We start from the raw sequence: 25,941 nt of genomic DNA, 5'->3' as shown, positions 1-25,941 counted from the left end.
CAACCGCTGCGTCCCACAGGCTAGTCGACCTTACACCATAAAGTCAAGTCATTTGTCATAAAATCTCCACTACAACCGTGGGGACTCTGGGTATAAACACTATATTAATTATAATAATCATACTGTTAATAATTTTTACAGCTTTCTCATAATTTTTATAACCTAGCTTTTCACGACTCAAGAAAATTTACCTTTTAATTAGCAACGATAAATAACGATACTATATAATTGTTGCTGAATTACAACGCATGCATCTGGATAACCTGTAATAATTCTTCTTTTGTAAAAGGCTTGGTCAGATATTCATTTGAACCGGCCATGCGGCCTCTTGCTTTATCGAATAATCCATCTTTACTTGACAGCATAATGACAGGAGTAGCTTGAAAACGCGGATTTTTTTTAATTAACTGACATGCTTGATAACCATCCAGCCGCGGCATAACAACATCAATAAAAATAATGTCCGGATGATTTTCAACAATTTTAGCCATAGCGTCAAAACCATCTAAAGCACAAATAATTTCACACCCAAAATCATTCAAAAAAATTTCGGCACTTCTTCGAATTGTGCTGCTATCATCGACAATCAGCACTTTAACACCCCCTAATGGTTTTAAATTCCCCACTTGAACTCCCCCTTGCTTTTAAACCGCTAATTGCATACACATTTAGCTGCCATTCGCATGTATTGTAACGAGCAATTCATTTCCTCCAGAAAGCGGGAATAAAAACGACCAGCAATGTGAAAAACTCCAATCGCCCCAACAACATGGCAAAACTGCAAACCCACGTCTGAAAGTCTGTTAATGATTCATACGTAGAAGCTGGACCAACCCCGCCAAGCCCTGGACCAAGGTTATTGATGCAAGCGACCGCAGCCGAAAAAGCCGTGATTTCGTCCAATCCGCTCAATGTCAGAATCAATGTCATAATAACGATACTGACAGAGTAAATAAAAATGAATACCAAAACCGCAAATACAATGCGACTGGAAATAACTGTTTTTCCAAGTTTTGCAGGTGTAACCGCGTTGGGATGCATCATGGTTATTAACTCGCGATATACTTGATGATAAAGGATTCTCGCACGCATCATTTTAATACCTCCCCCGGTAGAACCGGAAGAAGTACAAAAAGCGGATAAAAAAAGCATGCAGAATGGAATAAAAATTGGCCACACACTATAATCTGTGCTGCTGTAGCCAGTAGTAGTGGCCACAGAAATAACATTAAAGCTAGCATATCGCAAAGCTGTCAAAGGGTCGGTATAAATACCAACGAACCACAGATATAGCGAAAATCCCAGACAGCACGCAAGCATAATAAGCAAAAACCAGCCAGCTTCGGGATCAGACCGATAAGAAATTAAATTTTTAGCGCGCCAAGCGAGAAAATGCGTAGCAAAATTTATCCCCGCTATCAGCATAAAAAACATGGCAACCAATTCGATCAAGGGTGAATCCCAATAACCGAAACTTGCATCATGCGATGAAAATCCTCCCAGTCCGAGCGTGGTAAAAGCGTGCATGACCGCATCAAACCAATCCATGCCTGCCCATCGATAAGCCATTATGCATGCCAGTGTCAACCAGGCATAAATCAACCACAACCCTTTGGCGGTCTCTGCTATCCGCGGCGTTAATTTGCTTTCCTTCATGGGTCCCGGCGTTTCAGCCTTGAAAATTTGCCGCCCACCCACACCCAGTAAAGGCAAAATCGCAACTGCCAGCACAATCAAACCCATGCCGCCTAACCAGACGATTTCACCTCGCCACAAATTGATCGATAACGGCAAATGGTCTAGATTGGTCAATACTGTTCCCCCTGTTGCCGTTAAACCTGAAACCGCCTCGAAATATGCCATACTTACGCTTAACTCGGGCAAATAAAACAAAAACGGCAACATGGCAAAAGCAGGCAAAACCGACCACACAAGCACAACCAGCAAGAAACCATCACGTGTTTGCAGTTCGCGTTTGTAACGGCGCGTGACTAACCACATAATTAAACCAATACCTGATGTCATCAGGATGGATTCTTCAAATACCCAGCCTGCGCCATCGTTGATTAATAAAGCCAAGCCCAGTGGAAACAGCATTGTCAATCCAAATACCATGATCATTTTGCCAAGCACATTGACAACAGCAAGAAGTTGGTTCATTGAACTATTACTCTGCTTATAAAAAACCAACCTTTACCTGGAACAATTTTTCCACTTCCCGGATCATTTTCCGGTTAACTACAAACAGAATGACATGATCCCCTGATTCAATCACCGTATCATGGTGTGCAATGATGACTTTGACTGCAACCTTAGTATTAGCATGCTCTTTAAACGCTGCATCGTAAACATCACTCGCAAGCGGCAAACCGCGCACTATTGCACCAATCGTAGCACCTTTGGGCAATTCGATATCTTCAATTTTCCGGCCTACCACATTGGACGATTGTGGGTCGCCGTGCGCTACCAGTTCAAGCGCTTCGGCCGCTCCACGTCGCAGACTGTGGACCGCCACCACATCACCCTGGCGCACATAAGCGAGTAATGAACCAATGGTAACCTGCGCTGGCGAGATGGCAATATCTATACCGCCACTTTGCACCAGATCAACATAGACACGCCGATTAATCAAGGCAATTACCTTGCGCGCACCCAGACGCTTGGCCAGTAATGCTGCCATAATGTTGTTTTCGTCATCGTTCGTTACTGCGCAAAACATATCCATCTCGGCAATATTTTCGCTTTCAAGCAGTTTTTCATCTGTCGCATCACCATGTAAAACCAGTGTATGATGCAATTCGGCCCCAAGCCGTTCGCTGACTTTATAATTCTGCTCAATGATTCTGACCTGATAATCTTTCTCCAGCGTTTTCCCAAGACGTCTGCCTATCTTGCCGCCACCTGCAATCATGACACGCTTTACCGGTTTATCCATATTACGCAGTTCACGCATTACAGCACGAATATTTTCAGATGCAGCAATAAAAAACACTTCATCTTCCGCCTCGATTATCGTATCGCCCTCAGGAATGATCGGACGGTTCTTACGGAAAATTGCTGCAACACGCGTATCGACGTTCGGCACATGTTTACGCAACTCCTGTAATTGCTGTCCTACAAGAAGCCCACCGTACAAAGCACGCACTGCCACCAGGCTGACTTTTCCCTCGACGAAATCCAGCACCTGTAATGCCTCAGGAAATTCAACTAGATTTTCAATATATTCTGTCAGAATCTGCTCCGGGCAAATCGCGAAATCAACGCAAAAATTTGCTGTCGAAAATATTTCCGAATGCGCAAGGTACTCCGAGGACCGGATACGCGCGATTTTAGTGGGCGTGTTAAATAGAGACGCTGCCAGCTTGCAGGATACAAGATTTGTTTCATCGTGTGCTGTAACCGCGAGCACCATATCTGCATCCTCAGCACCTGCACTCACCAGTATGGATGGATGTGAAGCGTTACCGACTACTGTACGCAAGTCCAATCGATCCTGCAGCAAAGACAACCGTTCTGGATCGACATCGACCATTGTTATGTCGTTGGCTTCACTTACCAGACTTTCTGCAACGGATGCCCCGACCTGGCCTGCTCCAAGAATGATTATTTTCAATTATTTTTCACCTGCGCGCTACAAAGCATGAAAGACTGGCTGCTTCCTAAAAATTTTATTGATGTTCGCGCACCCAATCACGCCAACGTACAAATAAATCCGCATCCAGTGCTGCAATAACAGAACGCCGCCAAGGAGGGCCGGCCCAGTAATCATCATGCTCAAAGCCGGACATATAACCACCCGCTTCTTCCAGTATCAGACTACCGGCCGCATAATCCCATGGCTTTTGACCGCCATGTAAATACAAATCAAAAAAGCCTGCTGCGGTATAACACCATTCCAGTGCGCATGCACCATAATTACGTTGTGAGGCGTACGGCGGATTCGCAGCAACTTCTACTGCAAGCTTTTTACGCAGACGCTTTAAATCAACATTGGCGATTGCAGTCGACAATTTAGATGCATGACTTTTAATCGGTAAGGACTTATCATTCAAAAAAGCGCCGCGTCCCTGCTCAGCATAAAACATTTCATCGGTAGCTGGATTATAAACAACACCTAACACGCTTTTGCCCTGCCTCATCCAAGCGACCGAAATCGCGAAATAAGGCAAGCCATTGAGAAAATTGGATGTACCATCAATTGGATCTATACTCCACAAACCATCTGATTCCCCATTTATTCCACGAAGCCACTGAGTATGTTGTTCTTCCTCAGACATTTCTTCGCCCATCACGGCACCCGGGCGGATGGCGCAAAGCGCTTTAAACAAAACCGCTTGCGCAGCAACATCTGCTTCAGTATAGCTGCTGCCATCAATTTTTATTTGCCTGGTAACCTGCAGATAGCGCGGCATAACTTCTTCCCGCGCCACTTTTCTGACAACTGCAATAACATCGTCTAACACGTTTACTCTGAACGCCACTTGATTGAACATCCGATACTAGGAATTTGATCTTCAGGCCCTCGGCCTGTTTTTGCAACCTGTAGCATGCCTTCAAACAAATCACGCCGCACATCTGGCGCTGCGGCCTCTTTGCGTGACGCATCCAGGCGGCCACGATACTGCAGCTCAAGCGCGCTGTTAAAACCAAAAAAATCAGGGGTACACACAGCCCCGTAGGCTTTGGCGACTTCCTGTGTCTCATCCCATACATAGGGAAATGGATAATTTAACTCCGCAGCAACACGCATCATGTTATCGAACGAATCTTCAGGATAGTCAGCAGGATCATTCGACATAATTGCGACAGCATTAATGCCGTATTGCTTTAATTCGCTTACATCCCGGACAAGTCTATCCTGAATCGCCTTTACATAGGGACAATGGTTGCAAATAAACATGACCAGCAATCCATTTTCACCTTTAGCCGAAGCCAAGTTATGACGCTTTCCGTCAACACCCAATAAATCAAAATCTACCGCTTTCCAACCAAATTCACATACAGGCGTCTCTAAACTTGCCATGTCAATCATTCTCCTTTGTATCTATCGTGCAATGACAATTCAAACTGTCATACATCAATTTACTTGTATAACCTGATCACCCTACAACTCATAGTAAATCCCATGAGCAATCATGATATATTAGCATGAGTATGCAAATTGCCATTGTCACTTAACGCACTAATCTGGAGTATGCCACCTCGTTTTTTTCATGCCGGCGATATTCATGAAGGGCAAACCATTAAGCTAGCATCAACCGTCGGACATCATGCAACCCGGGTGCTGCGCACAAAAACAGGCGATTCCGTTATTTTATTCAACGGAAAAGGCGGAGAATTTTGGGGACGCATTATAAACGACCGAAAAGGTCTCACAACAGTCATTATTGATAAATTTAATGCGGTTGAGCGTGAATCGCTGCTCACAATTGAACTTGTGCAAGCGCTTTGTGCAAATGAAAAAATGGATTTGATTATACAAAAATCCGTTGAACTAGGGGTCACCTGTATCCGGCCAATTACAACCACACGCAGCGTTGTACGACTGACCAACGAGCGCGCAATGAAACGGGTAAGGCACTGGCAGCGTGTAATTATTTCGGCATGCGAGCAATGCGGTAGAAATTTTATACCGACCATCTCTCCCTTGATTTCATTCATCGACTGGGCCAGCCAGAAAAAAAACTGCGAACCAGATCATTTAAACTTTATGCTTTCGGTTACCGGGAGTATCAGTCCAAAAAATTTACCAATATCACAACCGCCTTCACGTTTTACATTAATCATAGGACCGGAAGGCGGATTAACCCCGGAAGAATCAGCTATTCTACAACAAGCGGGCTTTTTGTCTTTACGTTTAGGGAAACGGATATTGAGAACGGAAACAGCCGCACTGGCAACAATTGCCGCGCTACAAATGCACTGGGGCGATTTTTAAGTACATTATTGAACAATATATATTACACAAAGACTGACCATTTAAATTTAAAACCTTATTGTCTTTAGAACTGTTTCCTATGAAAGTTGCCGCAGATTTTGTTGCATGGTTTCGTTCGGTCGCCCCTTATATTCATACATTCAGAGAAAAGGTCTTCGTCATTGGTTTCAGTGGCAAAATGGTCACCGATGAAAATTTTGTCAGTTTTATTCACGATATAAATTTGCTTGCCAGCCTTGGTGTTCGACTAGTATTAGTGCATGGTGCCCGCCCGCAGATTCTCCAACACCTAAACGAAAACCAACTTAAGATCAATTCAGCCAGGGGCATTGACATTACCGATGTTACCTCATTGCAGTTTGCAAAAGAAGCTATCGGACGCACACACCTTGAAATTGAAGCGCTTTTATCCATGGGACTACCGAATTCTCCTATGGCTAATGCTGCCATTCAAGTAGCCAGCGGCAACTTTATTACCGCCTGCCCATTCGGCGTTATCGATGGCGTGGATTTCATGCATACCGGTAAAGTACGCAAAGTCAATGTTTCTGCCATCGAAGCCCGCCTGAGTTTGGGCGATGTCGTATTAATTTCATCGTTAGGTTATTCACCTACAGGTGAGATTTTCAACCTGACGCTGGAAAATGTTGCAACAGAAGTTGCCAGCGCCTTACACGCTGAGAAACTAATTTTTCTCTTCGATTCGCTTGACCAAGATGATACGCTGCTAAATTATGAAAAATCACCATTACCCCGGGAATTGACCGTTGCGCAGTGCAAGTTAATACTTCAGAACGATGTCAACACCTCAACCGTTTTACCTGAAGAGATAACAAAATTGCTTTCATGCGCTATAAAAGCCTGCGAAAGAAATGTAACACGCACGCATCTAGTCAGCCGCCACACGGATGGCGCCATTTTGAAAGAATTATTCACGCATTATGGCATTGGCTGCATGGTTTCCCGGGAATCACTTGAATCAATCCGTAAAGCACGCATTGACGATGTTGGCAGTGTTTTACAATTGATCGAACCACTTGAAACCGAAGGTATACTGGTTCGAAGAAACCGAGAACTACTCGAAACTGAAATTAACCGTTTCATTGTATTCGAGCATGACGGTATGATCATTGGCTGCGCTGCGTTGTATCCGTTTCCTCAGGATCAAATATGTGAATTGGCATGCTTGGCCGTTCATCCCTCTTATCGTAATCTTGGCTACGGCAACCGGCTGTTAAAATCAGTCGAAGAAATCACTTTATCACAGGGACACGACAAGCTATTCGTGTTAACCACACATGCGACGCATTGGTTTATTGAGCATGCGTTTCGAGAGACAACACTGGATAAACTACCCAAACTCAAGCAAGATTTGTATAACTATAAACGTAAGTCCAAGGTGTTCATAAAACTCCTCAAGGCATAGCGTAAGAACCGGTTTGGATCGGCTGATGTTTACTCTGGCTGACCGAATCGCCATAATTACGGATTTATAATTTCACGATACGAGGTTTATTGCAAATGGCAAGAAAGATTCATTGCATCAAATTAGGACATGAAGCTGAAGGACTGGATTTTCAGCCATACCCCGGCGAATTAGGCAAACGCATTTTTGAACATATCTCAAAAGAAGCCTGGAACGAATGGGTCAAGCTTCAAACCATGTTAATTAATGAAAATCGTCTCAATCTTTCTGACAGTAAAGCTCGCCAATATCTGGCCGAACAAATGGAAGCGCATTTTTTCGGTCATGGCATCGAGCAGCCTGAAGGTTATGTTTCACCAGAAAATTAAAACAACTGTACTTGTGACGTGCCCACAGAGATCGAATTAAAGCTGCGTTTTCCACAACAATTTGCAGTACAAATCAAACAGCTACCGTTCTTAAAAATATTCAGCTCTACGAAACCAATTCAGCAGAATCTATACAGTGTATATTACGATACACCTGATTTTATATTGAAGAAAAACCGTATCGCACTCAGACTACGCAAAACAGACGAGCACTGGACTCAGACGATTAAAAGTGGCGGAACGATTCACGATGGTTTGCATCAACACCATGAATGCGAATATACGATTTCCGGTGACAGGCCCGATTTCTCAAAACTATCCAACCAAAAACTCAGGTATTTTTTTTCTGATCGAACGCTCCGTCAGTTGCTGCGGCCTGTTTTTGCAACTGATTTTATTCGGACTGTTTACTTGCTTAAACCTGCGAAGGGCTTCAGACTCGAACTTTGTATCGATGAAGGGCGAATCATTACCAAACGGCTGCATACGGATATTTCAGAGTCAATTTGTGAGATAGAGCTAGAATTGAAGTCTGGCAATATTACGCAATTATTCCAATTTTCAAAAGCACTGCAAAAAAACAGTCCCTGTCCGCTTATTCCGGATAATAAAAACAAAGCGATGCGTGGCTACGCGTTACTTTTACAGAAACCAGGCTCCAAACATCAAAGCGGAGAATCAGGCACATAAACCCGACTCTCCGTTATTCATGTGAATACTCCACCGGCTAAAGCCGGTGGCTTCAGGTTACGGCTAAAAGCCGGATTAGTCGGCCATTTGGCCGACCGTCCGCTTAAAGGCGAGAACTAGAGTAGGCGTCTATGAACACAACCACATCTACCCTAGCGGCTATGCCGCTTCCCCTCATCCAAACTTTTTCCCCAAGGGGAGAAGGTTTTCACAAGTATCCGCCTAAAGGCGGAGGGTTTACATATCTCCTATTAATGATTCTAAATTTTCGCCTTAATAAGCAATAAGGCAAAAATTTAGATGTATTATTTATAAATTTATCGCTGTCTTATTACTGCGTTACTTCACAACCGGATCGAGTTCGCCCTTAGAATAACGTGCCGCCATATCATCGAGTTTGACAGCTTTGATCTTGCTTGCCTGCCCAGCGCAGCCAAATGCTTCGAAACGGGCTTTACAAATTTCTTTGGCCGCAGCTGTCGCTTCCTTTAAAAACTTGCGCGGATCAAAATTACTTTTATCCTGGTTCAGATGACGTCGAATTGCACCTGTCATGGCCAAGCGAATATCGGTATCAATATTGACTTTGCGCACGCCATTTTTGATTCCTTCCTGGATTTCCTCAACTGGCACGCCATAAGTTTCTTTTATGTCACCGCCATACTGCCGGATAATTTCCAGCCAGTCCTGCGGCACGGAACTCGAACCATGCATAACTAAGTGGGTATTGGGAATACGCTGATGAATTTCTTTAATACGCTTGATTGCCAGAATATCACCCGTTGGTTTACGGGTAAATTTGTAGGCACCATGCGAGGTACCGATTGCAATTGCCAACGCATCCACACCTGTTTTCTTAACAAAGTCGGCGGCCTCTTCAGGGTCGGTCAGCAACTGATCGTGCGACAGTTTACCTTCAGCACCATGACCGTCCTCTGCTTCACCCATACCGGATTCCAGGGACCCCAGACAACCCAATTCACCTTCAACAGAGACACCCACCGAGTGTGCTATGCCTACGACCTCAGACGTAACATTGACATTATATTCATAGGATGCTGGTGTTTTCGCATCAGCTTCCAGAGAACCGTCCATCATGACACTTGAGAATCCGCTGCGGATAGCATTAATGCAAACGGAAGGAGACGCACCGTGATCCTGATGCATCACGATTGGAATATGCGGATACGCCTCCACTGCCGCCGCAATCAAATGACGTAAGAAAGGCTCACCTGCATATTTTCTTGCGCCGGCTGAACCCTGCATGATCACCGGGCTATTGCATTCATCAGCCGCCTGCATAATGGCATGGATTTGCTCGAGGTTATTGACGTTGAATGCGGGCAACCCATAATCGTTCTCAGCCGCATGATCCAATAGTTGTCTTAATGATACAAGTGCCATTTATCTCTCCTTCACAAGATTTAAAGATATGTTAATGATTCGGTCAGTATATTAATACTTTATATTCGACAAAATTACCGGGCATGCATAAAAGTTGCATCACTATGCATTCTCCAAGATCGTGTCTTCTTCTTTTATAATGTTTTCACCTACTTTGATTATTTTCATCGTATTGGTTCCACCTGCTTTACCGATAGGTTCACCAATGGTCATAACCATAATATCCCCATTACGTACAATACCTCGGCTAAACAATTCTTTTTCCGCAAGCTCGAGAATTTCTTCGGGGTCATTCAGTCCATCACCAAACTCGACTGGATAAACGCCTCTGAATAGTGTCACCTTCCGGCGTGTACTTTCGTGCGGACTCAGCGCAACAATGGGTACCTTAGAGCTTCTTCGGGACATGAGTAACGCAGTCTCACCGCTTTGCGTCAATGCAGCAATGGCCCGAATCTTTAAGCCGGTTGCCGTAAACATCGTTGCCCTTGCAATCGCTTCTTCAATCGAAACAGGCGGCCTGACCGGCTGACGTCTGTCAATATTTACAAGGTATTCTTTTTCCGCTTCGAGGCACACCCGCGCCATTGCCGCCACAGATTCAATGGGATATTCTCCCGCAGCCGACTCAGCCGACAGCATGACGGCATCTGTTCCATCCAGCACTGCATTTGCCACGTCAGAAACTTCTGCGCGTGTCGGAATCGGGCTGGTTATCATCGACTCCATCATTTGCGTTGCCGTTACAACGATTTTATTATTGCCGCGAGCAGCACGTATCATTTTCTTCTGGAGCGCGGGTACTGCAGCATCCCCGACTTCCACTGCCAGATCCCCTCTTGCAACCATAATCGCGTCGGATGCATCAATGATGTCTTCTAACGCCAGAATCGCTTCTGAACGCTCTATTTTTGCCATGATGAGGCTTTTTCCACCTGCCGCGAGCATCATTTCTCGGGCATTTCTTATATCATCACCTGATCGCACAAAAGAAACCGCCAGATAATCAGCCTTCATTTCGACAGCAATTTTAATGTCTTCCAAATCTTTGGCTGTCAATGCAGGTGCACCTAGCCCACCACCCTTGCGATTAATTCCTTTATTATTGGACAGCACACCACCCTGTTCAACAAGGCAAAAAATCTGGTCACCCTTGACCTTGGTGACATTTAGAATAATACGCCCGTCATCCAGCAACAATGTTGCGCCGGCCTCTAAATCATTAGGTAATTCCTTATAATCAAGACCGACCCTTTCCTGATTACCCAGAATACAGGCAGCATCCAGTATAAACGGATCGCCGACTTTCAGTTTAATTCTGCTTTGCTCAAATTCACCAATACGTATTTTCGGGCCTTGCAGATCAGCCAGCACTCCCACAGTACTGCCCAAAGATTGAGCAATTGAGTGCGTCATCTCTGCATGTTTCAAATGTTGCTCTCGCGTTCCATGTGAAAAATTGATCCGAACCACATCTACGCCAGCTTGTATCATGCGTTCGAGCACTTTCGGATTCACACAGCTCGCAGGACCAAGAGTGGCAACAATTTTTGTTCTGCGAATCATTACACTGTTTGTTTAAAAATTAACTGGCGCGCTTCTCAAGTATTTCAACTGCAGGCAGTTTTTTGCCTTCCAAAAACTCTAGAAACGCACCTCCAGCTGTTGATATATATGATATTTTGTCATAGATATTGTATTTTTGAATTGCCGCTATCGTATCGCCGCCACCCGCTAGTGTAAATGCATTCGTATCAGCTATGGCCCGCGCAATTTTCTCAGTGCCTGCACCAAATTGATCAAACTCGAAAACGCCTACTGGGCCATTCCAGACCACAGTACCCGCTTTCATAATAATATCTGCTAGCGCTTGCGCGCTTTTAGGGCCGATATCAAAGATCATATCATCATCTGCAACGGCCTCTGCATCCTTCAAGATGGCAGACTCGCCGGCATCAAATTTTTTTCCAACTACCACATCGACTGCGATGGGAATAGATGCGCTTCGTTTTCTCATTTTGTCCATGAGCGATTTTGCTGTTGGGATAAGGTCATCCTCACATAATGATTTCCCAATATTTTTTCCGGTCGCTTTTAGAAATGTATTCGCTATACCGCCGCCAACAACCAATTGATCAACTTTTTCCGACAATGATTCCAGCACGGTCAGCTTTGTAGATACTTTCGATCCACCCACGATCGCCACCATAGGCCTTGCCGGCTCGTGCAACGCTTTTGTCAACGCCTCCAGCTCTCCAGTCAATAAAATCCCTGCACAGGCGATTGGCGCATACTGCGCTATACCATGCGTTGAGGCCTGCGCACGATGCGCGGTCCCAAATGCATCCATGACGAAAATATCACACAAACTTGCATATTTCCGTGCCGTTTCTTCCAAATTTTTCTTTTCACCCTTATTGATGCGGCAATTCTCCAATACAATCAACTCGCCTTCGGCAACTTCAAAACCGCCATCTACCCAGTCTTTTATTAATCGAACCGATTTATTTAATCGGGCGGAAATATCATCGGCAACAGGCTTCAGTGAGTTTTCCTCTGTCCATTCTCCCTCTTCCGGACGCCCCAAATGAGACGTTACCATTACTCTCGCGCCGGCATTCAGGCAAAAATTAATCGTCGCCATTGAGGCAGCAATTCGCGCATCCGATGTTACTTTACCATCTTTGACAGGCACATTCAGATCGGAGCGAATAAAAACACGTTTTCCCTTGAGTTCAAGGTCTACAAGTTTAATAACAGACACAGCAGACTACTCCTGATTTATCTTAAAATGAATAAAGGATAGCTTCTGCTACCCTTTATTATGGATTCATCACTAAAAAATTCTTTGGCAGATAACAGTCAACAATTGACTTAATATTCATTAAGTACCATGGATTGTTTCCTATATTCTGCCATGTCAAACCATTTTAATCTTTATTTACTCGCTATGGTACGCACCATTTCCAGCAGTTTGGTTGAGTATCCCCATTCATTATCGTACCAAGCGACAACTTTTACAAAACTTCCATCTAGCGCCATGCCCGCTTCTGCATCAAAAATCGATGTACAGCTTTCTCCACGAAAATCGGTAGAAACCACTTTCTGGTCCGTATAACCCAAAACACCTTTCATCTCGCCATCTGCAGCATCTTTCATAGCTTTACAGATTTCGTCATATGGCACATCCTGTTTCAATTCAACGGTCAGGTCAACCACCGATACATCGGATGTCGGCACACGAAATGCCATGCCGGTTAATTTCTTGTTCAATTCAGGAATAACGACGCCCACTGCTTTGGCTGCACCCGTCGAAGAAGGAATAATATTTTCCAGAATACCACGACCACCGCGCCAGTCTTTATTTGAGGGTCCGTCGACGGTTTTCTGCGTTGCCGTAGCTGCGTGGACTGTTGTCATTAAACCACGTTTGATACCAAATTTATCATTCAATACCTTGGCGATAGGCGCAAGGCAGTTTGTCGTGCAAGATGCATTGGAAACGATAGCCTCACCGTTATAAGTTTTATCGTTCACACCATACACGAACATACGTGTATCATCCTTTGAAGGAGCTGACATGATGACTTTCTTGGCGCCGGCAACCAGGTGTTTTTTACAGGTTTCCTGTGTCAGGAAGAGGCCGGTTGATTCAACCACAACATCCGCACCAACTTCATTCCATTTTAATTCGGCAGGATCTTTAATGGCTGTCAGACGTATACGTTTGCCATTCACAATCAGTGTATTGTCTTCAATCGATACTTCTCCCTGGAAGCGGCCATGCACGGAATCATGCTTTAACATATAGGCAAGGTAATCCGGTTCCAGCAGATCATTTATCGCAACCACTTCAATATCAGGAAAATTCTGTACTGCTGAACGAAAAACCATACGACCAATACGGCCAAATCCATTAATACCTACCTTAATTGTCATACCTAAAACTCCTTAAATAAAAATCCTTTCCGCTTGAATACCGCGCTTTTCAAATGCTGTTAAAACACATCCTTAACTGTTTTAACCACATTTGCAACAGTAAATCCAAAATGCTCGAACAGCACATTTGCCGGGGCCGACTCACCAAAGGTATCGATACCAACAACGCCGCCTTCCAGTCCCACATATTTACGCCAATAATCCGTTACACCCGCTTCAATTGCAACCCTGACTACACCGCGTGGCAACACGCTTTCCCGATAGGCCTGATCCTGGCGATCATATAGTTGCGTGCATGGCATGGAAACCACTCTTGCCTGTATATTTTCTTTTGCCAACGCCGCTTGCGCCTGTACCGCCAGATTGACTTCGGAGCCTGTTGCAATCAAAACCACCTGCGGCTGTCCGTTTCCGGCTTCAGACAAGATATAACCACCTTTATCTATCATTTTGAGCGTCGCTGCATCCCGTTTCTGAAACGGCAAATTCTGCCGACTGAAAATCAATGTGGACGGACCGGTTGTCCGTTCTATCGAGCGCGCCCACGCGACAGTTGACTCAACGGTATCGCAAGGTCGCCATACATCCATATTCGGGATCAGGCGTAATGTTGCGGCTTGTTCTACTGGCTGATGCGTCGGACCATCTTCACCGAGACCGATAGAATCGTGCGTAAATATAAACAAATTACGAATTTTCATCAGCGCAGCCATACGCAGTGCATTACGCGCATATTCCGAAAACATCAGGAAGGTCGCGCCGTAAGGAATCAAACCGCCATGCAATGACAACCCATTCATGATAGCGCTCATACCAAATTCACGTACACCATAATAGATATAATTTCCACCCGTTTCACGGCTCACAGCTTTTGATCCCGACCATAATGTCAAATTAGAACCGGCCAAATCTGCTGATCCACCAATGAGTTCAGGCAATACTGGCGCCAGTCCTTCGATCGCATTTTGCGAAGCTTTACGGCTAGCAATAGTTTCCGCTTTGCCATTGACTTCATTAATCACAGCTTCAACATGGCTTGTCCAATTACTTGGCAATTCGCCAACCATGCGGCGCTTGAACTCAGCCGCTTCAGACGGATACTTGTTGGCATATCCCTCTAATTTCTGATTCCAGTCCTTCTCCAACTGCTTGCCTTTCTTCCGCGCATCCCACTCACTATAGATCTCATCCGGAATTTCAAAAGGCGGATGATGCCAACCGATATGGGGTCGCGTGGCCTCAATTTCAGCCTCGCCCAGCGCAGCGCCATGCACAGAATGTGTATTTGCCAGATTTGGAGAGCCATGACCAATGACGGTCTTGCAGCATATCATGGTGGGTTTATCATTGATTTGTTTTGCCGCCTCAATCGCCGCTTCGATGGCAACCGGGTCATGTCCGTTTACATTAGGCACCACATGCCAACCGTAAGATTCAAACCGTTTAGGTGTATCGTCTGTAAACCAACCTTCTACATGACCGTCAATTGATATTCCATTGTCATCGTAGAAGCATATTAGCTTGCCCAAGCCCAAAGTGCCCGCCAGAGAGCACGCTTCATGAGAAATACCTTCCATCAGGCAGCCATCCCCAAGAAAAGCATAAGTATAGTGGTTGACAATGTCGAATCCCGGGCGATTAAATTCTGTTGCCAAAACTTTTTCAGCAATTGCCATGCCCACTGCATTGGTAACACCTTGCCCCAGCGGCCCCGTTGTTGTTTCAACACCGGGCGTATAGCCATATTCTGGATGTCCCGGCGTTTTGGAATGCAGTTGACGGAATTTTTTAATTTCTTCTATCGGCAGATCGTAACCTGTCAAATGAAGCAGTGCATAAATCAGCATGGAACCATGCCCATTTGACAACACAAAACGGTCACGATCAAACCATGCTGGATTTTCAGGATTATGCCGAAAATGATGTATCCACAATACCTCAGCGATTTCTGCCATACCCATTGGCATACCGGGATGGCCAGAATTGGCCTTTTGCACGGCATCCATGGCCAACGCCCGTATTGCGCTGGTCATGTTTTTAAATACCGGCTTTTCAAAATCTTTGAATGCATCCATTGATACGCGCTCCCTTTAATTTATTCCTTATATTTTTGATATCTGAATTTTTGTTTCAGGCAAATGTTATTTTTACAATAGTTTACCAAAAAGCTGCGCAAGCCAAGCCATTTAGCCAAAACGGATATTATCGCTTAAAATGGTTTAAGAAACAACAACTAAAAGCTTAATTTCGAACAAATCAGAGCTTTACTTTTCAGGTAAAACCTTAGTTTGTTCGGAAGCCAGCTGCAAATTTACAGCTATTTAAACAGTCAATGTTATTTAGCCATATTTGTACCACGAGAAAAATAAACTACAGCGTATTTTCTATTCTTGTCCGCCGACCCGGTCAGATTGAAAGCGGTCGACTTTTTTAGCAACGGTATTGCGAGGTGTAGTAAGTATTGTCAGTAAAACGCCCAACGCAAAAAAAACCAACAGAATAACACTTAAGGGCAATTCCACCGACTGGTGTTGATAGTAATGCAATGTAATATCTTTAGAATTAATCAGAGAAAAACAAATCAGCACGACAAATATGATTAATCGCAGTAGCCATGTTATGAGTTGCATGATAGTCTAGCCTTAAGGGTTTTGATCAATTGCTATTTCGTTTGATGAGAAAATTACTTGCGACGCAGTTTGTTCTGACAAGACGGCGATTCGATATACACGTACTATTTATGCATTAATCAAGCCATCCGTTCAATCAAAAACAATCAACGCCGACAATAAAAACATTTGATTATATTAGTTCTTGTAATCAACACGCTCTCTCATTTCCTTACCCGCTTTAAAATGCGGGACATATTTCGCTGGCACATTTACCTTATCGCCTGATTTGGGGTTTCGGCCGATTCTTGGCGGCCTATAATTCAGATCGAAACTGCCAAAGCCACGAATTTCTATTCGTTGACCTTCGGCCAGGCTTTTTGCCATTGCGTCAATGATCATTTTGACAGAAAGTTCGGCATCTTTTGCTACTAGTTGCGGAAAACGAGCCGCAAGCCGGGAAATCAGTTCAGATTTCGTCATGAATATTCCTTATTGCTCTGTATTTTTACTATCCATCTTAGCTTTGAGTAAAGCACCCAGACTGGTTGTTCCCGCATTTGCAGGTGCTTTAATTTTTTGCATGGCACTGGTTTCATCCGATTTGTCTTTCGCTTTAATCGACAGATTGATGGCGCGATTCTTGCGGTCGACATTGACAATCATTGCTTCCACTTTTTCACCTTCTTTTAAGTGAGTGCGGATATCTTCCACTCGATCTCGCGAGATTTCTGAAGCGCGTAAATAACCTTCGACTTCATCATTCAGAGCGATTACCGCGCCTTTTGCGTCAATCGATTTTACAGTTCCTTCAACAATACTGTTTTTATCATGGACCGCGATAAAACTGTTGAATGGATCGTCCTCAAGTTGTTTGATACCCAACGATATCCGTTCACGCTCCACATCGATAGACAGTATAACTGCTTCAATCTCATCACCTTTCTTATAGCTGCAAACCGCTTCTTCGCCAGGCAGATTCCACGACAAATCCGACAAATGCACCAGTCCATCTATGTTGCCGGGCAGCCCGATGAAAACACCAAAATCGGTAATGGATTTGATCTGGCCTTTCACTTTGTCACCTTTCTCGTGATTCATGGCAAACTCTTCCCATGGATTTACCTGGCACTGTTTCATGCCCAGAGAAATACGCCGACGTTCCTCATCAATCTCGAGTATCATTACTTCGACTTCATCGCCCAGTTGAACTACTTTCGACGGATAAACATTCTTGTTCGTCCAATCCATTTCAGAAACATGCACCAACCCCTCGATGCCCTGTTCTATTTCAATGAATGCACCGTAATCCGTCAGATTGGTCACTTTTCCAAACAGTCGCGTCCGCGGCGGATAGCGGCGCGATAAACCTACCCACGGATCTTCAGTCAATTGTTTCATACCAAGTGAAACACGGTTTTTTTCTTGATCGAACTTGAGTACTTTTGCAGTTACTTCATCACCGATACTAACCACTTCGGACGGATGCTTAACACGTCGCCATGCCAAATCCGTAATATGCAACAGACCATCGATGCCGCCTAAATCAACAAATGCACCATAATCGGTAATATTCTTAACGATACCCTGCACAACGGAACCTTCTTCCAGACTGGCCAGTAACGATTCACGATCTGCTCCCTGCGTTTCTTCGAGCACCGCACGTCGCGAAACTACAACATTATTGCGCTTACGATCCAGTTTGATCACCTTGAATTCCATTTCCTTATTTTCATAAGGCGTGGTGTCCTTTACAGGCCGGATATCCACCAGAGATCCCGGCAAGAACGCACGTATGCCGTTGATCATCGCTGTCAAACCACCTTTCACTTTACCATTGACCATACCGGTTACAATCTTGCCGCTCTCCATGGCCTCTTCAAGTTCATGCCATGCAGTCAACCGCTTGGCCTTGTCACGCGACAGCCGCGTCTCTCCGTAACCGTCTTCTAACGTTTCGATCGCAACACTGACAAAGTCACCGGGCTTCGCCTCGATTTCACCCCTGTCATTCTTAAATTCCTCTACAGGAATGTAACTTTCTGATTTTAGACCGGCATTAACGACAACAATATTATAGTCAACACGCACTACCTCAGCAGTGATGACTTCACCAGCGCGCATTTCCTGACGCGCAAGGCTTTCTTCAAACAGATCAGCAAAGCTTTCTGAGGATTTAGTTACGATGGAAGCATTAGTCATTATAAAAAATACCTGATATTTTCCTTCTTTAACAAGAAGATTGGGCTAGTTAAAAAATTGTTTGAAAATCCTGCACCTGTAATAGGTAACTAAACAAATCGCGGAGCGACGAGTCTACGGGTATAGTACAGTAAACTTTCAAACCCTCTCATTGGCACAGTATTCTCTGTACCATTCAAGCACACTATTTTGTGCCTGCAAAATAGAAAGCGAGGTTGTATCGAGCAACCTCGCATCCGTGTTCTGCCGCAAAGGCGCAACACTACGACTTGAATCACGCTCGTCACGCTTTAGAATATCTCTTTGCAGATCGGCAATGTTAGCATTTATTCCTTTCTCTATCAACTGCTTATACCGTCTTTCTGCACGTGCTTCAGGACTTGCCGTCAAAAAAACCTTTAATATTGCATCCGGAAATATGACTGAACCCATATCGCGCCCATCAGTAACCAAACCTGGCGACTGCCGGAAAGAACGCTGACGCACAATTAGCGCCTCTCTTACACGCGGATAAGATGCAAGCTGTGAAGCCATTTTACCGCACTCCTCAGTACGGATTTTTTCAGTAACCCGCGTATTATCAAGATAGATTTCCTCGCCTTTAAAAACAGCATCCAAATTTAAAGCAATTTCCACAAGCTTAATTTCGTCTGCAGGTCTGACGCCGGTCTGCAGCGCCTTTAATGCCACCAAACGATATAATGCCCCACTGTCCAGATAATGAAAACCAAGCGTTTTTGCTACCAGTTGCGCTACGGTCCCTTTTCCGGATGCCGAAGGCCCGTCAATTGCAACGACCGGAATACTGTTGTTTAAGACCATATACGCTATTTATTCCTCAAAACGTGCAATTTGCTTGAATTGATCGAAATAATCAGGAAAAGTTTTGGATACACAACCCGGATCGTTGATGCGTATAGGTACCCCAAAAGCTGCCAGAGAAAAACACATCGCCAAACGATGATCATCATACGTATCAATCGTCGTACCCGGCGTTAATCCATTTTTGGGCGGTGAAATTCCGATATAATCGGCGCCTTCCTCAATATCCGCACCCAGCTTTTTAAGCTCTTTAGCCATTGCTGAAAGTCTATCCGTTTCCTTCAAACGCCAGCTTGCAATATTTTTAAGCGTCGTTACGCCGTTTGCGAATAATGCGGTAACTGCAAGCGTCATTGCCGCATCCGGCATATGGTTACAGTCCAAATCTATCGCGCGCAAAGGAGGATGCGCCGTCCTTGCGTGCGGACAGCTCGACTCGATCCAGTGCGCATCCATACGAACACATGCGCCCATTTCCTCCAACGCTTCAGCAAACCTCACGTCTCCTTGTACGCTTTCATACCCAACACCATGCACACGCACCGGGCCACTACCAATAGCGCCAGCAGCGAGAAAATATGATGCCGACGACGCATCGCCCTCAACCATGACATCACCGGGACTGCAATAATACTGATGTGCCGGCAAGATAAACCGTTGCCACGATATATGTTCCACAACCACTCCGAATTTCCGCATTTGCGCAAGCGTCAACGCCACATAGGGTTGCGAGATCAAAATGCCGGATACTTCAATCACCGCCTTTTTTCCTGTAACCGGTAGCGCCATCAGCAGTCCAGTCAAAAATTGACTGGATACATCACCTTTTACCGACAAATGGATATCTCCACGGTCCAGTGCCGCCGGATTGATTTGCAACGGCGGATAACCCTGATTGTCCAAATAGGTAATATCCGCACCGATGCTGCGCAAAGCATCGACCAAATCACCAATAGGTCGTTCACACATTCGCGCAACGCCAGACAACCGGTACCGCCCTTCCATTAGCGCCAGCACCGCCGTCAGAGGACGAAAGGCAGTACCTGCATTACCCAGGAACAAATCTGCTTTCCTCACCTTAAACTGACCACCCGTACCGACTATCCGGTAACTGTCATCACCGGTTTGCGTAATATCCACACCTAGTTCGGTCAGCGCCTTGAGCATATAGTCCGTATCATCCGAGGCAAGCAAATCCCGAACATGCGTAACCCCTTGCGCCAGCGCGGCGAGCAATAAGAGTCGATTGGATATGCTTTTGGAACCAGGTAGCCGGATAATGCCCTGCGCTGTTTTGATGGCCGGTAAATCAAGCCAGTTCATGACATCTTATAAATAAAAAAGGATGGATGATAACGCATATCACACAATAAAAATATTTTTATAGAACAACACAACAAGAAATTTTCCGGCAAACAAAACTGAACTGCCACGTATTTCGATACCTATACTTCAAATGTTAAAATTTACATGCCCACAATTCACAATACACTTTATTAACCCCGTTTGTTTAAGGTAATCTATTGACAAATTGCTTTGCAGTTTACAATCAAGTTTCTTGAATCCAAGAATTATACAATTTTAGCATTTAGTATACCGCGCCACGAAAAAATAACATGCGCAAATACAAACCAATGCTAAATGTAAAAAAACAATAATGTCATAACAACATTACAATTAAAGAGGATTAACATGTTTTACATGGAAGATGCAGAAATTGCTTTAATGTTTTCCCTGTTGGCGATTCCAGTCGCGATCTGGTTACAGCTATGGGTAAAAAGCCGAAGGGAAAGCCGCAGAAATATTTCAGGCGAGGAAGAATTTGAAGATACAGGGCGCGCTTTTTTTTCCATTATCATAGAAGGAACAGCGATCATCGGCGGTCTGATTATGATCATCGTGGCCTCAGGGGGCGTGATCAAATATATTATCAACTTTTATATGTAAATATCTGGCCGCAAAACCAGGCATCGGGATAATTCACAACTATCCCGATGCCTGGTTTTGTTTTTCATACGCAAATATCCATCGATGAAAGCAGTTTACACATTATTGTACCCGATACTACCGCGAAGTTTCTTTGCTTGCTCCTGTTGATCGATCAGTCTTTTTAGACTTGGGTTGTGTTCCATCAGCTGACGTCTTCGCTGCCGTTTTGGATTTTTTTTGCTCAAATTCAAATCCAATTTTACCGTCAGGATTTCTGACAAGATATGCTGAAAAAGGCCTGCCTTTTTTGGAAACGAATTTTGTAAGCAGATCCGTTTTTCCAGCCGCAAGCAGTTTTGTTACTTGCCCCGGCTCAATTGGCCGGTCCAGAATAATTTTTCCCATTCTAAAACTACAAGATCGTGATGCGCCCACTGCATTTTCACAGATGTAGTAAATACCATGTTCATATACTGCAGATTGACACAAAGGACATTTTCCGAGTGGCGACTGGTTTGAGAAATCAACAGGCGTTTGGTCTTCCTCGTCATTTCCGAAATCAAACTTCATTTCAAAATCATCTGTTAGCTTGATATTAGCATTGAACAATCGTCCCATTTTGCTGCGGAATCCCTGCAACGGACCAACTTCTTTTTGCGTGATCAGTGTCTCCATCTCATCAACTTCGAACTGACGCCCGGCCAATATTTTCCAGACAGCAAAATCGCATTGCTGACACTTGAATTTTTTATAAGTTTCCTGTACCACACCTCCACATTTAGGACAAGGCGATCTCAGTGTAGAAAAATCCCCTTCAATTGTTTCACCACGGTGCGTTTTTGCCTGTTCGACGAGATGTCGCGTCATATCCGCAATTTTTTCCATAAAGGCACTGCGTTTCAACTCGCCTTTTTCAATCTGCCGCAACTGAAACTCCCAGTTTCCCGTCAGTTCCGGCGAAATCAGTTCCGGAATTTTAAGGCCACGCAACAATGTAATCAGCGAAAATGCTTTTGCAGTCGGATGTAACTCACGACCGACCCTTAACAAATAATTTTCCGAAACCAATCCTTCGATGATTGCGGCCCGGGTCGCGGGCGTGCCCAGCCCCTTTTCACTCATTGCCGCACGCAATTCTTCGTCTTCCACCAGCTTACCGGCACCTTCCATAGCCGACAGCAACGTCGCCTCAGTGAATCTGGCAGGCGGGCGCGTTTGATTGGCAATCACGTTGATTTCCGAAGCTGTTACAGGCATATCTGGATTGACTGCTATCAACGACGCAGCGTCTTCCGCCTTATCCTGCGCCGCCTTGCCATATACTGCCTGCCATCCGGGGTTGACCATGATCTTTCCTTCAGTTTTAAACGGCTCATCTTCAACCCGGGTAATCCGCGTGGTAATCAAAAACTCTGCTGCAGGGTAAAATATTGCAATAAAACGTTTAGTCACCAGATCATAAAGCTTAGCCTCAGCCTCATTGAGCTTCTTAGGATTGAGCAGGGTAGGGATAATGGCAAAATGATCAGAAATCTTGGCATTATTAAAAATACGTTTACTAGGTATTATCCAATTTGACCCCAGTACCCGCTTGGCATATTCCCCATAAGCAGTATCTTCCAGATTAGCCATGGTATCCTTCACAGTTGCAACATAATCCTCCGGCAGGGCACGCGAATCTGTTCGCGGATAGGTCAGAACTTTATGTTTTTCATATAAGGCCTGCGCCAACCCAAGTGTTGCCTTGGCGGAGAATCCAAAACGGCTGTTGGCATCACGCTGCAGACTGGTCAGATCATACAGCAACGGGCATGTTTCTTTAGATGGTTTACTTTCCTCACTGACAATACCCGGTTTTCCTTCACACTCGACACGGATTGCTTCCGCTTTTTCCCGGTCCCAGATACGATCCGGCTTGAGCTCAGCATTGGTTTTATTCTTCTTGAACGTTTCATCAAACCATTTACCAAGATAGCTGCCATTTTCAGTGGCGAATTTTCCCTGCACTTCCCAGTAATCTTTTGGTTTGAATTTCTTGATTTTTTCTTCACGCTCGATAAGAATCGCCAATGTTGGCGTCTGCACACGACCAACTGTTGTTTTATGAAAACCGCCTTCCTGAGAATTAAAGGCAGTCATGGCACGGGTACCATTAATGCCGACCAGCCAATCAGATTCAGAACGGCTGACTGCAGCTTCTGCCAAAGACCATACCTCTGAATTTTCCAAAAGATTTACAAAGCCTTCCCGAATCGCATCCGGCGTCATAGACTGTAACCAAAGCCGTTTAATCGGTTTCTTGGTACCGGTATGACGGACGATATAGTTAAAAATCAACTCGCCCTCTCGCCCTGCATCACAGGCATTGATAATGGTATCAACATCCTTGCGCTTGATCAGTTTGGTCAAAAGCTTTAACCGGGAAGCGGTTTTCTCAATGGGATTCAAATCAAAATGCGGAGGGATTACCGGCAGATTTGCAAAACTCCATTTACCCCGCTTAACCTCGTATTCTTGCGGCACAACGAGTTCCAGCAAATGACCTACAGCCGATGAAACTATATATTCGTCGCTCTCAAAATAATCCGTATACTTTGTGAATCCACCCAATACGCGCGAAATATCGGTTGCAACAGAAGGTTTCTCAGCAATAACCAGTGACTTGCTCATGACTTTTCCTCAAACTGACGAGAATCAGTCATTTTTATAACTACGTTATCATCACACACGGGTCTGCTGCGGCCTTCGCGGAAAACCGGCTCGCCTCCCATAATCATACTGAACACGCGCATTACTGAAAAAACAAATTTCTCATATGAAATGACTGGCAACATAAAAGCAAAAACTCAATGCCTAAAGTGCGAGTCACTCACAATTAATAATTTTTCCAGCACTGCATCATCTGAAAGCTGATTTTGTACCCACAGTTCTGTAAGAACAATTAATTTGATTTTATCCAGACTCGATGAATCTTCGTCCATGGCAATAACGCGATCAATTAACAACTCACGCTGCAACGGATTAATTATCTTCGAATGCTCAAGAAAGATAATAAAACCCCGCCCTTCTGTATCAATTTTTTCCATCTCAAGCGAACTGAAGCAGCGAAATGAATCATTTTTTGCCAAGGAAGCAGGATAATTTCCGGTGTCTTGACGGGCCAGTTCCGAAAGCCAATCCAGCGCCTGATGAATCTCTTCGTCATCAAAACCTGCCATCGCCAGTTTGCGCGTCAACGTTTCCGAATCAGGATAACTACCTGAATCAAAGTAATTTTCGAATAAATAGTACAATATATCAAACATTATATAATTTCAAAAAATAATCTATATCTACAGCCGTACATCGACCCAACATTCCAATACAAAATACGGGAAAATCAATTTCCCGACTGCAACATAAAAGAAAAACCATGTATCGTTTAATTTTATGGCGCTGATTTAACAATCCTTTGATAGCACCCGCCCGGAAGACTGGCTATATGACCATCAAGTTCAAGTGTTAATAGCATGGCGGATACAGACTCAACCGTCAAGCCGCTACGCACACATAACGTATCCACGTCGACCACATCATGCCCCAGGCACTTGAGCAGCCGTATATTTTCATTCGGCGGATCTAGATCATCAGTATTATTCGCATGCTGTCTTTGCTCAATGACTGGGTAACGCAATTCGTCCAGAATATCCTGGATACTTTCAACCAATTTCGCGCCTTCTTTAATAAGGGCGTGACACCCTTTTGACAGTGGAGAATGAATCGAACCCGGTATAGCCAACACTTCACGCCCCTGTTCCAATGCCTGACGTGCTGTAATCAATGAGCCACTGCGCATGGCTGCTTCAACAACCAGGCATCCCTGACTCATACCACTGATAATCCTGTTTCTCCTAGGAAAATTTTTGCCGATAGCCGGAGTACCGAGCGGCAATTCTGAAATCAAAGCGCCATCTTCCGCCAGTTGATGTGCAAGTGAACGATTTCTTGCGGGATAAACAATATCGAGCCCAGTACCCACAACAGCAATACTGGCCGCAGAGCCACGCAGGCCTCCGCGATGCGCCGCGGCATCAATACCCATCGCCATGCCACTGACTATGCTGATTCCAGCATTACTGATTGATTCAGCGAAGGCCTCCGCATTGGATAATCCCTGCGGTGTCGCATTGCGGCTGCCTACAATTGCCAGTGCGTTCTTCTTCAAAAGTTCGCGCCTGCCTTTGAAATATAGTATCGGAGGAGGATCCGCAATACTCAGCAATTGCGCGGGATAGTCATGATCTGCCAACGTGATGACTGAGTTTGCAGCACCTTCAAGCCAGGAAAACGTAGCAGCAACTTTATCTGAATTTGCGCCATTTTTGATATGTCCGACAATCGGTTTTCTGACCACACGCTCCAACGCTGCTGCGGAGGCGGATAAAACCGCCCCCGGCGAACCGAAAGCAACTAACAATTTTCTGATAGACTCGTCGCCCACGCCTTGAATAAGGCAAAGTTGCAGCCAAGATTCAATATCGGTTGCATGTTTCATGTGTTTGCTTTAAGCAAAAATCCGGTCGTCTGTCTGAATATCAAGGCTGTTAGTATTCCTGTAATAAAGATCAGCTGTCA

The 25,941-nt window shown here is 44.7% G+C and carries 23 protein-coding genes; 5 read left to right on the top strand and 18 right to left on the bottom strand.

The features are described 5' to 3' along the window. Window positions 1-239 precede the first annotated feature (239 nt). From BMY60_RS09215 to BMY60_RS09195, 5 genes are all read right to left on the bottom strand, one after another. Window positions 240-626, bottom strand: coding sequence for a response regulator (locus BMY60_RS09215; protein ID WP_090333106.1), 387 nt, complete (start codon window positions 624-626; stop codon window positions 240-242). Between the two features lie 76 nt (window positions 627-702). Then, window positions 703-2,160, bottom strand: coding sequence for a TrkH family potassium uptake protein (locus BMY60_RS09210; protein WP_090333105.1), 1,458 nt, complete (start codon window positions 2,158-2,160; stop codon window positions 703-705). A 16-nt stretch (window positions 2,161-2,176) separates the two neighbouring features. Further along, window positions 2,177-3,613 carry a Trk system potassium transporter TrkA gene (gene trkA, locus BMY60_RS09205; RefSeq protein ID WP_090333104.1) on the bottom strand — a complete coding sequence of 479 codons (1,437 nt, stop codon included), beginning with the start codon at window positions 3,611-3,613 and terminating at the stop codon, window positions 2,177-2,179. A gap of 55 nt (window positions 3,614-3,668) precedes the next feature. Further along, the gene (locus BMY60_RS09200) at window positions 3,669-4,463 is read right to left on the bottom strand and encodes an inositol monophosphatase family protein (RefSeq protein WP_090333102.1); all 795 of its coding nucleotides are present in this window, start codon (window positions 4,461-4,463) and stop codon (window positions 3,669-3,671) included. A gap of 2 nt (window positions 4,464-4,465) precedes the next feature. Next, complete coding sequence (locus BMY60_RS09195; RefSeq protein ID WP_090333113.1) at window positions 4,466-5,023, bottom strand: thioredoxin family protein; 558 nt, start codon at window positions 5,021-5,023, stop codon at window positions 4,466-4,468. A gap of 171 nt (window positions 5,024-5,194) precedes the next feature. Between BMY60_RS09195 and BMY60_RS09190 the strand changes: the two genes are divergently transcribed. The 4 genes from BMY60_RS09190 (at window position 5,195) to BMY60_RS09175 (ending at window position 8,422) form a co-directional block, all read left to right on the top strand. Then, entirely contained in the window at window positions 5,195-5,938 is a 744-nt protein-coding gene (locus tag BMY60_RS09190; protein ID WP_090333101.1) for a 16S rRNA (uracil(1498)-N(3))-methyltransferase, read from the top strand. Window positions 5,939-6,017: 79 nt separating this feature from the next. Next, window positions 6,018-7,364 (top strand): amino-acid N-acetyltransferase, encoded by a 1,347-nt coding sequence (argA, locus tag BMY60_RS09185; protein ID WP_090333099.1) that lies wholly within the window; start codon window positions 6,018-6,020, stop codon window positions 7,362-7,364. A gap of 95 nt (window positions 7,365-7,459) precedes the next feature. Beyond that, window positions 7,460-7,732: an oxidative damage protection protein gene (locus tag BMY60_RS09180; protein ID WP_090333097.1), complete on the top strand. Its 273-nt coding sequence runs from the start codon at window positions 7,460-7,462 to the stop codon at window positions 7,730-7,732. 18 nt (window positions 7,733-7,750) lie between these two features. Further along, window positions 7,751-8,422 carry a CYTH domain-containing protein gene (locus BMY60_RS09175; RefSeq protein ID WP_090333096.1) on the top strand — a complete coding sequence of 224 codons (672 nt, stop codon included), beginning with the start codon at window positions 7,751-7,753 and terminating at the stop codon, window positions 8,420-8,422. Window positions 8,423-8,761: 339 nt separating this feature from the next. Here BMY60_RS09175 and fba read toward each other — a convergent pair whose 3' ends face one another. The 10 genes from fba to aroA form a co-directional block, all read right to left on the bottom strand. Next, complete coding sequence (gene fba / locus BMY60_RS09170; protein ID WP_090333094.1) at window positions 8,762-9,826, bottom strand: class II fructose-bisphosphate aldolase; 1,065 nt, start codon at window positions 9,824-9,826, stop codon at window positions 8,762-8,764. A 102-nt stretch (window positions 9,827-9,928) separates the two neighbouring features. Next, window positions 9,929-11,392, bottom strand: a complete 1,464-nt coding sequence (gene pyk / locus BMY60_RS09165) for a pyruvate kinase (protein WP_090333093.1) — start codon at window positions 11,390-11,392, stop codon at window positions 9,929-9,931. Between the two features lie 19 nt (window positions 11,393-11,411). Next, window positions 11,412-12,590: a phosphoglycerate kinase gene (locus tag BMY60_RS09160; protein WP_090333091.1), complete on the bottom strand. Its 1,179-nt coding sequence runs from the start codon at window positions 12,588-12,590 to the stop codon at window positions 11,412-11,414. Between the two features lie 173 nt (window positions 12,591-12,763). After that, window positions 12,764-13,765 (bottom strand): type I glyceraldehyde-3-phosphate dehydrogenase, encoded by a 1,002-nt coding sequence (gene gap, locus BMY60_RS09155; RefSeq protein WP_090333090.1) that lies wholly within the window; start codon window positions 13,763-13,765, stop codon window positions 12,764-12,766. A 59-nt stretch (window positions 13,766-13,824) separates the two neighbouring features. Continuing rightward, the gene (gene tkt / locus BMY60_RS09150) at window positions 13,825-15,840 is read right to left on the bottom strand and encodes a transketolase (RefSeq protein WP_090333088.1); all 2,016 of its coding nucleotides are present in this window, start codon (window positions 15,838-15,840) and stop codon (window positions 13,825-13,827) included. A 309-nt stretch (window positions 15,841-16,149) separates the two neighbouring features. Next, window positions 16,150-16,395: a LapA family protein gene (locus BMY60_RS09140; RefSeq protein WP_256250777.1), complete on the bottom strand. Its 246-nt coding sequence runs from the start codon at window positions 16,393-16,395 to the stop codon at window positions 16,150-16,152. Window positions 16,396-16,572: 177 nt separating this feature from the next. Further along, window positions 16,573-16,857, bottom strand: a complete 285-nt coding sequence (locus BMY60_RS09135; RefSeq protein ID WP_090333084.1) for an integration host factor subunit beta — start codon at window positions 16,855-16,857, stop codon at window positions 16,573-16,575. A gap of 9 nt (window positions 16,858-16,866) precedes the next feature. Then, window positions 16,867-18,576 (bottom strand): 30S ribosomal protein S1, encoded by a 1,710-nt coding sequence (rpsA, locus tag BMY60_RS09130; RefSeq protein WP_090333082.1) that lies wholly within the window; start codon window positions 18,574-18,576, stop codon window positions 16,867-16,869. A gap of 138 nt (window positions 18,577-18,714) precedes the next feature. Next, window positions 18,715-19,398: a (d)CMP kinase gene (gene cmk / locus BMY60_RS09125; RefSeq protein WP_090333081.1), complete on the bottom strand. Its 684-nt coding sequence runs from the start codon at window positions 19,396-19,398 to the stop codon at window positions 18,715-18,717. Window positions 19,399-19,407: 9 nt separating this feature from the next. Further along, window positions 19,408-20,721 (bottom strand): 3-phosphoshikimate 1-carboxyvinyltransferase, encoded by a 1,314-nt coding sequence (gene aroA, locus BMY60_RS09120; RefSeq protein WP_090333079.1) that lies wholly within the window; start codon window positions 20,719-20,721, stop codon window positions 19,408-19,410. A 369-nt stretch (window positions 20,722-21,090) separates the two neighbouring features. Here aroA and BMY60_RS09115 point away from each other — a divergent pair, with 369 nt between their 5' ends. Continuing rightward, window positions 21,091-21,345, top strand: coding sequence for a hypothetical protein (locus BMY60_RS09115; RefSeq protein ID WP_256250776.1), 255 nt, complete (start codon window positions 21,091-21,093; stop codon window positions 21,343-21,345). A 117-nt stretch (window positions 21,346-21,462) separates the two neighbouring features. Here the strand turns inward: BMY60_RS09115 and BMY60_RS09110 are convergent, their stop codons facing one another. The 3 genes from BMY60_RS09110 to dprA all read right to left on the bottom strand — a co-directional run bounded on the left by BMY60_RS09110 (window position 21,463) and on the right by dprA (window position 25,861). After that, window positions 21,463-23,997 (bottom strand): DNA topoisomerase III, encoded by a 2,535-nt coding sequence (locus tag BMY60_RS09110; RefSeq protein ID WP_090333077.1) that lies wholly within the window; start codon window positions 23,995-23,997, stop codon window positions 21,463-21,465. A gap of 176 nt (window positions 23,998-24,173) precedes the next feature. After that, entirely contained in the window at window positions 24,174-24,632 is a 459-nt protein-coding gene (locus BMY60_RS09105; RefSeq protein ID WP_090333076.1) for a Smg family protein, read from the bottom strand. Window positions 24,633-24,754: 122 nt separating this feature from the next. Continuing rightward, the gene (gene dprA / locus BMY60_RS09100; RefSeq protein ID WP_090333074.1) at window positions 24,755-25,861 is read right to left on the bottom strand and encodes a DNA-processing protein DprA; all 1,107 of its coding nucleotides are present in this window, start codon (window positions 25,859-25,861) and stop codon (window positions 24,755-24,757) included. Between the last annotated feature and the right edge of the window lie 80 nt (window positions 25,862-25,941).

The organism is Nitrosomonas sp. Nm51, assembly GCF_900111165.1.
GTDB lineage: Bacteria > Pseudomonadota > Gammaproteobacteria > Burkholderiales > Nitrosomonadaceae > Nitrosomonas.
Note: the sequence above shows the minus strand (reverse complement) of the source record. Positions and strands in the feature narration are given on the sequence as shown.

What these genes read in the sequence shown, in the direction of transcription:
- tkt (WP_090333088.1), bottom strand. Translation starts at nt 15,840, where the DNA reads ATGGATGCATTCAAAGATTTTGAAAAGCCGGTATTTAAAAACATGACC.
- BMY60_RS09110 (WP_090333077.1), bottom strand. Translation starts at nt 23,997, where the DNA reads ATGAGCAAGTCACTGGTTATTGCTGAGAAACCTTCTGTTGCAACCGAT.
- BMY60_RS09115 (WP_256250776.1), top strand. Translation starts at nt 21,091, where the DNA reads ATGTTTTACATGGAAGATGCAGAAATTGCTTTAATGTTTTCCCTGTTG.
- aroA (WP_090333079.1), bottom strand. Translation starts at nt 20,721, where the DNA reads ATGAACTGGCTTGATTTACCGGCCATCAAAACAGCGCAGGGCATTATC.
- BMY60_RS09210 (WP_090333105.1), bottom strand. Translation starts at nt 2,160, where the DNA reads ATGAACCAACTTCTTGCTGTTGTCAATGTGCTTGGCAAAATGATCATG.
- fba (WP_090333094.1), bottom strand. Translation starts at nt 9,826, where the DNA reads ATGGCACTTGTATCATTAAGACAACTATTGGATCATGCGGCTGAGAAC.
- dprA (WP_090333074.1), bottom strand. Translation starts at nt 25,861, where the DNA reads ATGAAACATGCAACCGATATTGAATCTTGGCTGCAACTTTGCCTTATT.
- rpsA (WP_090333082.1), bottom strand. Translation starts at nt 18,576, where the DNA reads ATGACTAATGCTTCCATCGTAACTAAATCCTCAGAAAGCTTTGCTGAT.
- BMY60_RS09195 (WP_090333113.1), bottom strand. Translation starts at nt 5,023, where the DNA reads ATGGCAAGTTTAGAGACGCCTGTATGTGAATTTGGTTGGAAAGCGGTA.
- pyk (WP_090333093.1), bottom strand. Translation starts at nt 11,392, where the DNA reads ATGATTCGCAGAACAAAAATTGTTGCCACTCTTGGTCCTGCGAGCTGT.
- BMY60_RS09180 (WP_090333097.1), top strand. Translation starts at nt 7,460, where the DNA reads ATGGCAAGAAAGATTCATTGCATCAAATTAGGACATGAAGCTGAAGGA.
- cmk (WP_090333081.1), bottom strand. Translation starts at nt 19,398, where the DNA reads ATGGTCTTAAACAACAGTATTCCGGTCGTTGCAATTGACGGGCCTTCG.
- BMY60_RS09135 (WP_090333084.1), bottom strand. Translation starts at nt 16,857, where the DNA reads ATGACGAAATCTGAACTGATTTCCCGGCTTGCGGCTCGTTTTCCGCAA.
- BMY60_RS09190 (WP_090333101.1), top strand. Translation starts at nt 5,195, where the DNA reads ATGCCACCTCGTTTTTTTCATGCCGGCGATATTCATGAAGGGCAAACC.
- BMY60_RS09140 (WP_256250777.1), bottom strand. Translation starts at nt 16,395, where the DNA reads ATGCAACTCATAACATGGCTACTGCGATTAATCATATTTGTCGTGCTG.
- gap (WP_090333090.1), bottom strand. Translation starts at nt 13,765, where the DNA reads ATGACAATTAAGGTAGGTATTAATGGATTTGGCCGTATTGGTCGTATG.
- argA (WP_090333099.1), top strand. Translation starts at nt 6,018, where the DNA reads ATGAAAGTTGCCGCAGATTTTGTTGCATGGTTTCGTTCGGTCGCCCCT.
- BMY60_RS09105 (WP_090333076.1), bottom strand. Translation starts at nt 24,632, where the DNA reads ATGTTTGATATATTGTACTATTTATTCGAAAATTACTTTGATTCAGGT.